This window comes from Pseudomonas sp. V98_8 (assembly GCF_029967975.1).
In the GTDB taxonomy this organism is placed as follows: domain Bacteria; phylum Pseudomonadota; class Gammaproteobacteria; order Pseudomonadales; family Pseudomonadaceae; genus Aquipseudomonas; species Aquipseudomonas umsongensis.
In genome coordinates this window covers 36,985-50,018 of sequence record NZ_JASCAE010000072.1, presented here as the reverse complement: position 1 = coordinate 50,018, position 13,034 = coordinate 36,985, and the positions used below count along the sequence as shown (strand labels likewise).

10 protein-coding genes and 1 pseudogene are annotated in these 13,034 nt (G+C 58.2%); 8 read left to right on the top strand and 3 right to left on the bottom strand.

Annotated elements, in window-relative coordinates; genetic code table 11:
* Positions 1–110 precede the first annotated feature (110 nt).
* Together QLG10_RS22525 and QLG10_RS22520 are read right to left on the bottom strand one after the other, a co-directional pair.
* Positions 111–1,124 (bottom strand): RHS repeat-associated core domain-containing protein, encoded by a 1,014-nt coding sequence (locus QLG10_RS22525; RefSeq protein WP_282488052.1) that lies wholly within the window; start codon positions 1,122–1,124, stop codon positions 111–113.
* A gap of 515 nt (positions 1,125–1,639) precedes the next feature.
* Entirely contained in the window at positions 1,640–2,344 is a 705-nt protein-coding gene (locus QLG10_RS22520) for a transposase (RefSeq protein ID WP_110746165.1), read from the bottom strand.
* Positions 2,345–2,564: 220 nt separating this feature from the next.
* On the opposite strand from QLG10_RS22520, the pseudogene QLG10_RS22515 reads away from it, so the two are divergent.
* Positions 2,565–2,726, top strand: a pseudogene (locus QLG10_RS22515) (flagellar biosynthetic protein FlhB); the annotation flags it as partial.
* Between the two features lie 15 nt (positions 2,727–2,741).
* On the opposite strand, the gene QLG10_RS22510 reads toward QLG10_RS22515, so the two are convergent.
* Entirely contained in the window at positions 2,742–3,833 is a 1,092-nt protein-coding gene (locus QLG10_RS22510; protein WP_110746167.1) for an RHS repeat-associated core domain-containing protein, read from the bottom strand.
* Positions 3,834–4,190: 357 nt separating this feature from the next.
* On the opposite strand from QLG10_RS22510, the gene flhA reads away from it, so the two are divergent.
* The 7 genes from flhA (at position 4,191) to QLG10_RS22475 (ending at position 13,003) form a co-directional block, all read left to right on the top strand.
* Positions 4,191–6,320, top strand: a complete 2,130-nt coding sequence (flhA, locus tag QLG10_RS22505; RefSeq protein ID WP_033043326.1) for a flagellar biosynthesis protein FlhA — start codon at positions 4,191–4,193, stop codon at positions 6,318–6,320.
* An 11-nt stretch (positions 6,321–6,331) separates the two neighbouring features.
* Positions 6,332–7,663, top strand: coding sequence for a flagellar biosynthesis protein FlhF (gene flhF, locus QLG10_RS22500; protein WP_110746171.1), 1,332 nt, complete (start codon positions 6,332–6,334; stop codon positions 7,661–7,663).
* Positions 7,664–7,779: 116 nt separating this feature from the next.
* Positions 7,780–8,610, top strand: a complete 831-nt coding sequence (fleN, locus tag QLG10_RS22495; RefSeq protein WP_007975361.1) for a flagellar synthesis regulator FleN — start codon at positions 7,780–7,782, stop codon at positions 8,608–8,610.
* Entirely contained in the window at positions 8,607–9,347 is a 741-nt protein-coding gene (gene fliA, locus QLG10_RS22490; RefSeq protein WP_008001745.1) for an RNA polymerase sigma factor FliA, read from the top strand. The genes fleN and fliA overlap by 4 nt, the downstream gene beginning before the upstream one ends.
* A 166-nt stretch (positions 9,348–9,513) precedes the next feature.
* A complete protein-coding gene (locus tag QLG10_RS22485) occupies positions 9,514–9,885 on the top strand; it encodes a chemotaxis response regulator CheY (RefSeq protein WP_003183998.1) in 372 nt (123 codons plus the stop codon).
* Positions 9,886–9,904: 19 nt separating this feature from the next.
* Complete coding sequence (locus QLG10_RS22480) at positions 9,905–10,693, top strand: protein phosphatase CheZ (protein ID WP_110746173.1); 789 nt, start codon at positions 9,905–9,907, stop codon at positions 10,691–10,693.
* Positions 10,694–10,738: 45 nt separating this feature from the next.
* Positions 10,739–13,003, top strand: coding sequence for a chemotaxis protein CheA (locus QLG10_RS22475; protein ID WP_282488051.1), 2,265 nt, complete (start codon positions 10,739–10,741; stop codon positions 13,001–13,003).
* Positions 13,004–13,034 lie beyond the last annotated feature (31 nt).

The window sequence follows — 13,034 nt, the reverse complement described above, 5'->3', positions numbered from 1 at the left end:
CCCCCCCCCCCCCCCCCCCCCCCCCCCCCCCCCCCCCCCCCCCCCCCCCCCCCCCTCTATTTTCTGTTTCAGACGATCGCGATAAACTGATGGATGGCTTTGTTTCAAGCCTAAACAAAATATTTCTTGCGAATGCGGGCCTGTTCAGTTTTGAGTGCGTCTATTTCAGGTGTGCTGACTGACTCAAGTCTTTTTCTATAGCTGGCAACTAACTCTCTATCTTTCATTGGTCTTGCCGCGTATTCGAAAATATGGAGTATATCGTTTCTGAGAAAGGGGGCGTGTTGAAGAGATTGCCTGGCTGCATACATTGACTCGAATAGGGGGGTATATCGTGCCCGGTCAATTGCCATGGCACTTTCACTCGCGGAAAGCAGGGGGTTTCCCACTGCATACGCAAGGGTTCTGTCTCGCAAGAACGTTGATATCAGCGCAGCCTCCTGTAGTTTTTCGATTTGTTCTCCTATTGCGCCTATTCGTGAATAAGCATTTTCCGCTAGTCGGGTGGGAACTATTGCCTTGGGTCGATAGTGATCAGATAGATAAATGGGGTGCATTCCCAATTGTCGCTGCAACCACTTGACTGCGGAATGTCCCGTCGAGTCGATCAAGTTGATGGGGTCTCCCATGCAATATGTATAGGCATTCAACCCGCCTTTACTAAACGGACTCAAGCTGTCCGGACTGTCAAATCGCATCAGCGCAGGGTTGAACGCCCGATAGCCATTCCCCAGCAAATAACATCGCGTCACCGGATCCGGCCGTTCGCCGTTAAAACCGAGAAGGCTGACTAACCCGCTTTCAGCAGAGCAGTGACCATAGGGCGAATAAGCGATGGGCTGCGGTGGCTGATTGGCCTTGACCGTCTGCAGCACCGAACGCTGCTGATCGGTGGCCATCAGCGTGGTGTCAGGTGCATCAACCCCACTTTGTTGTTGCGCCAACAACTGGTCGCCCTGCTGCATGATCGAATAGCGCATCGCACCCTGTATCTCGGTGGTCAGCCTGCTTTTGCAGTAGAAGGTTTGGTGAGCGGGGGTATCTGCCAGTGCATGACTGATCAGTCGATCGAGGGGGTCATAGTGGTAATGGCGGAGCACGGTTTCGCGCGGTGCTGATGTCATGGGCGGTTATCCCGGGTCCGAAGTGCGGTGGGTTCAGTATTGGCGCCTCTGCAACAGTTGGGAACTAGCAGAACTGATAGGTGAGTTGGGCTTTCGCGTTCGATTGGCTGATCAGCATTGTGTTTTTCAAGAAAATCGTTGGCAGTGCCGGCCTCTTCGCGAGCAGGCGCGCTCCCACATTCTTGATCGGTGTCGTATTGCCAGGGCCGATCCCCTGTGGGAGCGAGCCTGCTCGCGAAGACGGTCGTCCATGCGACTTGAATCTTTCCGGCCAATCCCTCTGTTTCAACCCCTTAGACCAAAAAAGGAAGAAAAAAGAAAGAAAAAAGGGGACAGATTTATTTAAAGAAAAAAGGGGACAAATTTATTTAAAGGCAGCAAGGTGGTTGCAGAAGTGAGGGGCGCATTGAAAAGAGCGGATTCTGACTGCCTCGCTAATTCTTGTTGAAATTTTTTAAAGGAAAAAGGGGACGGATTTATTTAAGAGTATTGAAAGGAGCGGATTCTGACCTTCGCTAATCTTTGTTGATATTTTTCGTGGGCCTGCCTCGACCTCGATCTATTATTCGAAGTCCTGTGATTTGCTCTATTTCGTCCACAAAGCGCGATGCTCCTGTCAGTTGTCCTCGTTGCAGTGCACTTCTAATTAGGTCCAGTTCTCCACTCGGAGCAACCTGCGCTACAAATTCTTTATAACGATCTCGTCGAGCGACTTCTGTTGTGCCAAGTGCTTCAAAGCATGGATCAACGTCCAGCCAATTATTTTCTGCTGGCTCTACTACGCGAAGACGATAGCTCGACCACGGATAGTTTTCCGCTCTCGACACAATAAGAGCTCTCACGGGGTTTAACTCAATGTATCGGCTACACGCTAGAAGGTAAGTGTCCGATTGAACGACGCTGGACTTGTAACGACTCTCCCATAGAGTGCCTGAGCGTCCTTCCAGCTTATTTCGATAACGAGTCATGCGAGCGGCGAGGGCTTTCATCAGTTGCCCTAAGCTTGCGGGCGTGTCGCCAGGTGAGAGCAAAAGATGGACATGATTGGTCATCAAACAATAGGCATAAACCCTCAAACCGAGGGCCTCTTTTAGCTCGCGCAGGTCTGCGAGATAGTACTCAAAATCACGGGCGTCAGCGAATACGACTTGCCGATTGTGGCCCCGCTGTACGACATGGTGGGGGTGGTTGGGCAATACTACGCGTCCGACTCTCGGCATATGTCCTCCTACGTCCTTTCGATGACGTCGAAAGCCTAGTCGTAGCGGAAAAAATAATCCGTGTTTGTTGTAAGCAAATCTATCCTTCTTTGTTGTGTATGGCGCTTAAATAGATCCGTCCCCTTTTCTCTCCCTTTTCTCTCTTTCTTAAATAAATCCGTCCCCTTTTCTTTCTCTCCTTTTCTTTCTTTTCTTTGAGAATCATCTGGCCGGCCTCCCCACCTCACGGATCTAGCAGGAAGTCTTTGGCGGCCTGCACCTCGCCGTCACCTAGGTATTGGCCTACGTCTATCAAATTCGCCAATACCGCGCGGGCAAGGGCAAGCGCCCGGATCCGCTCAAGAATGATCTGCCGATCCCGCCGGATTTGCGGCGGGATTAGGGCTCCATGTTTTAATTAATAATCCTTGCGAATGATGTTTGCGTTAAATGCAAGGTTGCTGGTGCTTCGGGACGAACTTGCAACTGGTAAGGCAGTCAAGTGTCCCTCCATAATTGCTGTGGGTAAATAAATTGTTTCTGTACTTCTCCACCTAGGTGAACTTGCAATGTGCTCCCGTCGCATTGAAATGACCTTGTTAAGCTGCGCAAGCCTGTCATCTCTCTCGTTGAGGGCTCTTATTTTAGCAAAAGAATTTTTGTCAACGGGGTCCATGTAATGCCCAAATGGTGGTGGGTCCATAACCTCCGAATAGGTCGGTGGAGGGTTTCTTCTCAGCGGATCCCATCCCACCATTGTATCGGTTGATGAGAATGAAGCACTTGAGGAAGGGGAATATGGCGGAGGTGGGGTAGACGGGGTAGATGGTGTAGATGCGGTGCTCAATGCAGGCGACGCCGGGGTATTTATCAGGGAATTTCGTGGTGCTGTCACGGTGGCCGGATTGGCTCTGGCGCTTCTCGAAGTGTTATTAAGTAAGCTTCGAACCGCATTTCTGCCCCACTTGAAAATATTAAAGTGCCCAGTAGGGTCACTTCCAAGAATCGGCTCTCCCAAACAATATAGGTATGAGTTGGCTCCCCCCTTTCCAAACGGGCTCAGGCTGTCTGGACTATTAAACCTCATCAAAACCGGATTAAACGCCCTATACCCATTCCCCAGCAGATAACGCCCGGTCACTAAATCCGGCCGTTCGCCATTGAAACCGAGCAGGCTGAGTAATCCGCTTTCACCAGTGCGGTGGCCGTAGGGCGTATAGGCAATGGGCGGTGTTGGATGATTGACCTCGACCGTCTGCAGAACCGAACGCTGCTGATCGGTGGCCAGGAGTGTGGTGGCAGGTGCATCTCCCTCACTTCGCCGTTGCGCCAACAACTGATCGCCATGCTGGACGATCGAGTAGCGCATCGCACCCTGGATTTCGGTGGCCAGTCTGCTTTTGCAGTAAAAACGCTGGCGCTCGGGGATGTCTGGCAATGTGTGATTGATCAGGCGATCAAGGGGATCGTAGCGGTAGTGACAAAGAATGGTTTCGCCCGGCGATGTCATGGGTGGTTGCTCCGAAGGTCCGAAGAGCGGGAGCTCAGTATTGGTGGCTTTGCGAGAGTTGGGTACTAGCAGAACTGATAGGCCGCCGGTGTAGGGCGGTTCGATTGGGCAATTGACCGAGCGTAAACCATCCGATCTGTGGAGTGCTTCTCGGACTGAAGATCAAAAGATCGCAGCCTTCGGCAGCTCCTACAGGGGATCGATGTACACCTGTAGGAGCTGCCGAAGGCTGCGATCTTTTTGCCTGCGAAAATCCCTGATTCAACCCTCCGCAAAAAGTTGGAAGGCTTCTTGCAATAGCCGCTTTGCGCCAGCTTCCGGCGTCAAAAGTTTGCTTCAAAGGAACGGGGAATACCGGTGGATCGCTCTCAGTTAATCAACAGTGCCCGCACGAACATGGCAGACCTCAGTCGAGGCAATCTGGGCGTGCCGCTGTTGCTGCTGGTGATGCTGGCGATGATGATGTTGCCAATGCCGCCGTTCCTGCTCGACGTGTTCTTCACGTTCAATATCGCGTTGTCGATCGTCGTCTTGCTGGTCTGCGTCTACGCCTTGCGACCGCTGGATTTTGCCGTGTTCCCGACCATCCTGCTGGTGGCGACGCTCTTGCGCCTGGCGCTCAACGTGGCGTCCACCCGAGTGGTGATGCTCCACGGCCAGGACGGCCACGCCGCCGCGGGTAAGGTGATCCAGGCCTTCGGCGAGGTGGTGATCGGCGGTAACTACGTGGTCGGTATCGTGGTGTTCGCCATCTTGATGATCATCAACTTCGTCGTGGTGACCAAGGGCGCCGGGCGTATTTCCGAGGTGAGCGCGCGGTTCACCCTCGACGCGATGCCCGGCAAGCAGATGGCCATCGACGCCGACCTCAACGCCGGCCTGATCGACCAGAACCAGGCCAAGGCACGGCGGTCGGAAGTGGCGCAGGAGGCCGAGTTCTATGGCTCGATGGACGGTGCCAGCAAGTTCGTGCGCGGTGACGCCATCGCCGGCCTGCTGATTCTGTTCATCAACCTGATCGGCGGCATGGCGGTCGGTATCTTCCAGCACAACATGACCTTCGCCGATGCCGGCAAGGTCTACGCCCTGTTGACCATCGGTGACGGTTTGGTGGCGCAATTGCCATCACTGTTGTTATCCACAGCGGCGGCGATCATGGTAACCCGTGCTTCGGGCTCCGAAGACATGGGCAAGCAGATCAATCGGCAGATGTTCGCCTCGCCCAAGGCGTTGGCGGTGTCGGCGGGCTTGATGGCGGTGATGGGGCTGGTGCCCGGCATGCCGCACTTTTCCTTCCTGTCCATGGCGGCCCTGGCCGCGGGCGGTGCGTACCTGTTCTGGAAAAAGCAGAACAGCGCCAAGGTGCAGGCCCTGCAGGAGGTCAAGCGCCAGCAGGAACTGTTGCCATCGCCGGCCCGCGCCCAGGAAACCAAGGAGTTGGGTTGGGATGACGTGACGCCGATCGACATGATTGGCCTGGAAGTGGGCTATCGCCTGATTCCGTTGGTGGACCGCAACCAGGGCGGGCAATTGCTGGCGCGGATCAAGGGCGTGCGCAAGAAGCTGTCCCAGGACCTGGGCTTTCTCATGCCGACGGTGCACATCCGCGACAACCTCGACCTGGCACCCAGCGCCTATCGCCTCACTCTGATGGGGGTGATCCTGGCCGAGGCGGAGATTTACCCGGATCGCGAACTGGCGATCAACCCGGGGCAGGTCTACGGCACGCTCAACGGCATTACCGCCAAAGATCCGGCTTTTGGCCTGGAGGCGGTGTGGATCGAAATCAGCCAGCGCGCCCAGGCGCAATCGCTTGGCTACACCGTGGTCGATGCCAGTACCGTGGTGGCCACGCACTTGAACCAGATCCTGTACAAGCACTCCAGCGAGCTGATCGGCCACGAAGAAGTCCAGCAACTCATGCAATTGCTGGCCAAAAACTCGCCGAAGCTGGCCGAAGAGCTGGTGCCGGGCGTGCTGTCACTGTCGCAATTGCTCAAGGTGTTGCAAGCGCTGTTGGCCGAACAGGTACCGGTACGCGACATTCGCAGCATTGCCGAAGCCATCGCGAACAATGCCAACAAGAGTCAAGATACCGCCGCGCTGGTCGCCGCGGTGCGTGTCGGCGTATCCCGTGCAATCGTGCAAAGCATTGTAGGCACTGACTCCGAGCTGCCAGTGATCACGCTGGAACCCAGGTTGGAACAAATATTGCTCAATAGTCTGCAGAAGGCGGGACAAGGCTCCGAGGAGGGTGTTTTGCTGGAGCCAAGCATGGCTGAGAAGCTGCAGCGCTCGTTGATCGATGCGGCGCAGCGGCAGGAGATGCAAGGTCAACCGGTGATTCTGCTGGTGGCCGGTCCGGTTCGCGCGATGCTCTCGCGATTTGGCCGGCTCGCAGTCCCGGGTTTGCATGTGTTGGCTTACCAGGAAATTCCTGACAACAAGCAAGTGACCATCGTTGCGACAGTAGGGCCCAACGGCTGAGGTAGTGATTCATGCAAGTTAAGCGTTTCTTCGCCGCCGATATGCGTCAGGCCATGAAGCTGGTTCGCGATGAGCTGGGCGCCGATGCCGCGATCATTGGCAACCGCCGCATCGCCGGTGGCGTCGAGATTACGGCTGCCCTGGATTACCAACTGTCGGCGCTGGCCCCGCGCGTTCCGAACATGGAACTCGAGGACGAGCTGCGCAAGACCCAGTCGCGCATCGTCAACGCCCAGGCCGAATTGAGCCTGCGAGGCGACGGCGAAGGCGATAGCGACAAGAGCACTAATCGCCAGTTGTTTGCCGGCCTGCCGCTGACGGCTGCCGAGCCGCTGATCGAACCGACCCTGGCCGAGCCGCGCCGTCCCGCGCCCACACCGGCCCCGGCGGCGACTATCGATACGCGGGTCTTCGACTCGATGCGTTCGGAGCTCAACAGCCTGCGCGAACTGATGGAAGTACAGCTCGGCTCCCTCGCCTGGAACCAGCTGCAGGGTAGCCGCCCGGACCAGGCGAACCTGTGGCGTCGCCTGCAGCGCATCGGCCTGTCCGGCCCGTTGTCGCGGGACCTGCTGGCGCTGGTCAGCGAAATTGAAGAACCCCGCCAGGCCTGGCGCATGTTGCTGGCGCACCTGGCGCGGATGATCGTCACGCCGGAAATGGAACCGCTGGAAGAGGGCGGCGTGATTGCCATGGTCGGCCCGGCCGGCATGGGCAAGACCACCACCCTGGCCAAGCTGGCGGCCCGTTATGTGCTCAAGTACGGCGCGCAGAACATTGCCCTGGTAAGCATGGACAGCTTTCGCATCGGTGCCCAGGAGCAGCTCAAGACCCTCGGGCGGATCCTCAATGTGCCGGTGACCCACGTCGATCCGAACCAGTCACTGGTCCAGGCGCTGGAGCCTTTGTTGCGCAAGCGCGTGGTGCTGATCGATACCGCCGGCCTGCAAGCCAGCGACCCGGCCCTGCGCATGCAGCTCGAAAGCCTGGCCGGTCGAGGCATCAAGTCAAAAAATTACCTGGTCCTGGCAACCACCAGCCAGAAACAGGTTCTAACCGCTGCTTATCACAGTTACAAGCGTTGCGGGCTCGCTGGCTGCATCCTGACTAAACTGGATGAAACGGCAAGTCTGGGCGAAGTGTTGAGTCTGGCCATCAGCCATGAATTGCCGGTGGCCTACCTGACCGATGGCCCGCGGATTCCAGATGATCTGCATCTGCCGCGTCGTCATCAACTGGTCAGTCGGGCCGTCAGCGTGCAAATGCAGGAAGAACCCAGCGAAGAGGCCATGGCTGACATGTTCGCTGATATCTACCACAGTCCGACCAAGCAGGTTGGCTGAGGTAACAATGAATAGTTTTTGTACCCTACATCGATGGCCTGCCATGCATTGTTCCGGTTGTGAACGCGCAGCCAGTTATGTGGCCCCGTCTATGCAGAACAAGGTAAAGAAATAACATGGGCAGCATGCATCCTGTACAGGTGATCGCGGTGACCGGCGGCAAAGGTGGCGTCGGCAAAACTAACGTGTCAGTGAACTTGTCCCTGGCTTTGGCTGAGCTTGGCCGGCGCGTCATGCTGCTGGACGCTGACCTTGGGCTGGCGAATGTCGACGTTCTGTTGGGGCTGACACCCAAACGTACCCTGGCCGACGTGATTGAAGGCCGCTGTGAATTGCGCGACGTGCTGTTGCAGGGCCCCGGTGGTATCCGCATCGTCCCGGCGGCGTCCGGTACCCAGAGCATGGTTCACTTGAGCCCTGCCCAGCACGCCGGCCTGATCCAGGCCTTCAGCGACATTGGCGACAATCTCGACGTGCTGGTGATCGACACCGCTGCGGGCATTGGCGAGTCGGTGGTCAGCTTCGTGCGCGCGGCCCAGGAAGTGTTGCTGGTGGTCTGCGACGAGCCGACCTCGATCACTGACGCCTACGCGTTGATCAAGTTGCTCAACCGCGATTACGGCATGAACCGTTTCCGGGTGCTGGCCAATATGGCGCAGAGCCCCCAGGAAGGGCGCAACCTGTTCGCCAAGTTGACCAAGGTCACCGACCGCTTCCTCGACGTCGCCTTACAATATGTCGGTGCGGTGCCGTACGACGAAAGCGTGCGCAAGGCCGTGCAGAAGCAGCGCGCGGTCTACGAGGCCTTCCCGCGCTCCAAGTGCTCGCTGGCATTCAAGGCGATCGCGCAGAAGGTCGATACCTGGCCACTGCCGGCCAACCCGCGTGGGCACCTGGAATTCTTCGTCGAGCGCCTCGTGCAACAGACGGCAGGACCCGTGCTATGACCGCAAGCGGTTACAACCTCTACAAGGCATCGGCGCGTGACGCGCAGTACGAGTTGATCGAGCGTTACGCGCCGCTGGTTAAACGCATTGCCTATCACTTGCTGGCGCGTCTGCCGGCCAGTGTCCAGGTCGAAGACCTGATCCAGGCCGGGATGATCGGCCTGCTCGAAGTCTCGACCAAATACGACGCCAGCAAAGGCGCGAGTTTCGAAACCTACGCGGGCATCCGCATCCGCGGCGCCATGCTCGATGAAGTGCGCAAGGGCGACTGGGCGCCTCGTTCGGTCCACCGCAATACGCGGATGGTCAGCGACGCGATTCGCTCGATTGAAGCTAAAACCGGGCGTGACGCTAAAGATCACGAAGTTGCGGCCGAACTCCAATTGAGTCTTGACGATTACTACGGGATTTTGAACGACACCCTCGGCAGTCGGCTGTTCAGTTTCGACGACCTGTTGCAGGACGGCGAGCACGAAGGGCTGCACGAGGATGGCGCCAGTGCTCATCTGGAACCGTCTCGCGATCTGGAAGATGAACGCTTCCAGGCGGCGCTGGCGGACGCGATCGCCAACTTGCCGGAGCGTGAGCGATTGGTGTTGGCGTTGTACTACGACGAAGAATTGAATCTCAAGGAAATCGGCGAGGTCCTGGGGGTCAGCGAATCCCGGGTCAGCCAGTTACATAGCCAGTGCGCGGCCCGTTTGCGGGGGCGTCTGGGAGAGTGGCGAGCGCGCTGAAGGCAGTGTGGGGGCACTGCGACGCGGCGGGTGGGGTGATGAACCGCGCCGGTCTCGATCCGTTGTATCCCAAACAGTCATCGAGTGTTTTGCCAGATTGATAGAAATGGCGTGTCCAGGTGCTGGGCGCGTTTTAGTCTGCTTGGAGGTCGAATTGGACAAGAACATGAAAATCCTCATCGTTGATGACTTCTCAACGATGCGGCGGATCATCAAGAACCTGTTGCGTGACCTTGGGTTCACCAACACGGTCGAGGCCGACGATGGCACTACCGCCATTCCGGTACTCAACAGCGGGAGCATCGACTTTCTGGTGACGGACTGGAACATGCCTGGCATGACCGGTATCGATCTGCTGCGTCACGTGCGCGCCGATGAAAAACTCAAGCACCTGCCAGTGCTGATGGTGACTGCCGAAGCCAAGCGCGAGCAGATCATCGAAGCGGCCCAGGCCGGCGTAAATGGCTATGTGGTCAAACCCTTCACGGCCCAGGCGTTGAAAGAAAAAATCGAGAAGATTTTCGAACGCATCGGTTGAACTGCGCCACGGGGGAGCTATGGAGCATAACGAGTCATCCCAGGGCGATTTTGAATCGACCCTGAAAAAACACGCCGTTGAATTGGTCGCGAGCCTTGAAAAGGGCAGGTTCGGCGATGCTGTGCAATTGATCCATGAGCTCAACCAGACCCGTGACCGTGGCCTGTATCAGGAAGTGGGCAAGCTCACCCGCGAGCTGCATAGCGCGATCGTCAATTTCCAGATTGACCCGCACATGCCGCAAGCCGAGGAAGTGTCACAGATCACCGACGCCACCGAGCGCCTGGGGTATGTGGTCAAGCTGACGGAAGCCGCCGCCAACCGCACCATGGACCTGGTGGAAAACGCCACGCCATTGGTCAACAGCCTGGCTGAAGAGGCGCAGGGCTTGAGCTCAGACTGGGGACGGTTCATGCGGCGCGAAGTCGGGGCCGAAGAGTTTCGCGAGCTGGCCCGGCGTGTCGACGGTTTCCTGGCGCGCAGCAGCGCAGACAATCGCGCCGTGTCCAGTAACCTCAACGACATTCTGCTCGCCCAGGATTACCAGGACCTCACCGGCCAGGTGATCAAGCGTGTGACCCAGTTGGTCACCGAAGTGGAAAGCAACCTGCTCAAGCTCGTGCTGATGGCCAGTCAGGTGGACCGCTTTGCGGGCATCGAACATGACCGTGCGGCAATGCTTGCAGAAAAAGATCCACAAAAACATCTCTCCAAGGGTGAAGGTCCGCAGATTCATGCCGATAAAAGAGAAGACGTTATGTCCGGTCAGGACGATGTGGACGATTTGCTATCCAGCCTGGGTTTTTAGAGTTCAGGTTTTTTGGGTTTTTAGACCTGTAGGAGCACCCCCTTAATGAGCTTCGGCGCCGATGAAGAGATCCTTCAGGATTTCCTGGTTGAGGCCGGCGAGATTCTAGAGCAACTGTCCGAGCAACTGGTCGAGCTGGAAAGCCGTCCGGATGATGCGGACTTGCTCAATGCAATTTTTCGCGGTTTCCACACTGTAAAAGGGGGCGCCGGCTTCCTCCAGCTCAACGAGCTGGTGGAGTGCTGCCACATCGCCGAGAACGTGTTCGACATCCTGCGCAAGGGCGAACGTCGCGTCGACTCGGAATTGATGGACGTGGTCCTCGAAGCACTGGATGCGGTGAACGGCATGTTCAGCGAAGTGCGCGAGCGTAGTCCGGTCACGGCTGCAACACCTGAGCTGCTGGCGGCACTGGCGCGTCTGGCCGAGCCGCAATCGGCCGACGAAGTGGCTGCTGCGCCCGTTGTTCCAGAGGATGAAGCGCCTGCGGCTGCCGCCGATTCAGGCGATATTACCGATAACGAATTCGAACAATTGCTGGACTCGCTGAACGCCGTGAAGGCTCAGGCCGAGGCACCGGCAGTTGTTCCAGCACCCGCCAACGAAGTGCCTGCCAGCGACGAAATCACCGACGCCGAATTCGAGTCGTTGCTCGACCAGTTGCACGGCAAGGGCAAGTTCGCCGTCGATGCAGTGGCCCCGGCGCCCGCCGCACCGGCAGAGCCGCCAGCGGCGAAAGAGGCGGGCGATAGCGCCGACATCACCGACGAAGAATTCGAGGCCTTGCTCGACCAACTGCACGGCAAGGGCAACTTTGCCGTCGAGGCGCTGGAGTCGGCCATTGCCTCGGTGCCAGCACCGGCTGCGCCAACCGCAGCGGCGGCCGGCAGTGATCTGATCAGCGATCATGAATTCGAGGCACTGCTCGACGAATTGCACGGCAAAGGCAAGTTCAGCGAAGTCGGCACCGCGACAACGGCCAGCAGCTCGAACGCCTCCGTGGCAGTATCGACCGCCAAGGTTGACGCACCCAAGCCCGTGGCCAAGGCGCCCGAACCGCAAGCCAAAGCGCCGGCAGCGGCAGCACCAGTCGCGGCCCGAGCTCCGGCCGCGCCGCCTGCGGAAAAGCCGGCCAGTGAAGCCGAGACCACCGTGCGGGTCGATACCGCGCGGCTCGACGAGATCATGAACATGGTCGGCGAGTTGGTGCTGGTGCGTAACCGCCTGGTGCGCCTGGGCGCCAACAGTGCCGACGAAGCCATGTCCAAGGCCGTGTCGAACCTCGACGTGGTCACGGCCGACCTGCAGACGGCGGTCATGAAGACCCGGATGCAGCCGATCAAGAAAGTGTTCGGACGCTTCCCGCGCCTGGTTCGCGACCTGGCGCGCCAGCTCAAGAAAGAGATCAACCTGGAACTGGTCGGCGAAGACACCGACCTCGACAAGAACCTTGTCGAGGCCCTGGCCGACCCGCTGGTCCACCTGGTGCGCAACGCGGTCGACCACGGCATCGAATCGCCGCAAGAGCGCGAAGCGTCGGGCAAGGCCCGTGGCGGCAAGGTGATCCTCGCGGCCGAGCAGGAAGGCGATCACATCCTGTTGTCGATTTCCGATGACGGCAAAGGCATGGACCCCAACGTCCTGCGTGCCATCGCGGTAAAGCGCGGTGTGATGGACAAGGACGCGGCCGACCGCCTCAGCGATACCGAGTGCTACAACCTGATCTTCGCCCCGGGCTTCTCGACCAAGACCGAGATCTCCGACGTGTCGGGTCGAGGCGTGGGCATGGACGTGGTGAAAACCAAGATCTCCCAGCTCAACGGTTCGATCAACATCTACTCGGCGAAGGGCCAGGGATCGAAGATCGTCATCAAGGTGCCGCTGACCCTGGCCATCATGCCGACCCTGATGGTCATGCTCGGCAACCAGGCGTTCGCCTTCCCGCTGGTGAACGTCAACGAGATTTTCCACCTCGACCTGTCGCGCACCAACGTGGTGGACGGCCAGGAAGTGGTGATCGTGCGGGACAAGGCACTGCCGTTGTTCTACCTCAAGCGTTGGCTGGTCAGCTCCGCCGCTCATGAAGAGCAGCGCGAAGGCCATGTGGTGATCCTTTCGGTGGGCACCCAGCGGATCGGCTTTGTCGTCGACCAGTTGGTGGGCCAGGAAGAAGTGGTCATCAAGCCATTGGGCAAAATGCTCCAGGGAACCCCGGGCATGTCGGGCGCCACCATTACCGGTGACGGCCGCATCGCGCTGATTCTCGATGTTCCGAGCATGCTCAAGCGTTACGCCGCACGGCGTATTTGATTCTGGCGCAGCGGTGGCGGCTGACGCCCCG

What these genes read in the sequence shown, in the direction of transcription:
- QLG10_RS22525 (WP_282488052.1), bottom strand. Translation starts at nt 1,124, where the DNA reads ATGACATCAGCACCGCGCGAAACCGTGCTCCGCCATTACCACTATGAC.
- QLG10_RS22520 (WP_110746165.1), bottom strand. Translation starts at nt 2,344, where the DNA reads ATGCCGAGAGTCGGACGCGTAGTATTGCCCAACCACCCCCACCATGTC.
- QLG10_RS22510 (WP_110746167.1), bottom strand. Translation starts at nt 3,833, where the DNA reads ATGACATCGCCGGGCGAAACCATTCTTTGTCACTACCGCTACGATCCC.
- flhF (WP_110746171.1), top strand. Translation starts at nt 6,332, where the DNA reads ATGCAAGTTAAGCGTTTCTTCGCCGCCGATATGCGTCAGGCCATGAAG.
- fleN (WP_007975361.1), top strand. Translation starts at nt 7,780, where the DNA reads ATGGGCAGCATGCATCCTGTACAGGTGATCGCGGTGACCGGCGGCAAA.
- fliA (WP_008001745.1), top strand. Translation starts at nt 8,607, where the DNA reads ATGACCGCAAGCGGTTACAACCTCTACAAGGCATCGGCGCGTGACGCG.
- QLG10_RS22485 (WP_003183998.1), top strand. Translation starts at nt 9,514, where the DNA reads ATGAAAATCCTCATCGTTGATGACTTCTCAACGATGCGGCGGATCATC.
- QLG10_RS22480 (WP_110746173.1), top strand. Translation starts at nt 9,905, where the DNA reads ATGGAGCATAACGAGTCATCCCAGGGCGATTTTGAATCGACCCTGAAA.
- QLG10_RS22475 (WP_282488051.1), top strand. Translation starts at nt 10,739, where the DNA reads ATGAGCTTCGGCGCCGATGAAGAGATCCTTCAGGATTTCCTGGTTGAG.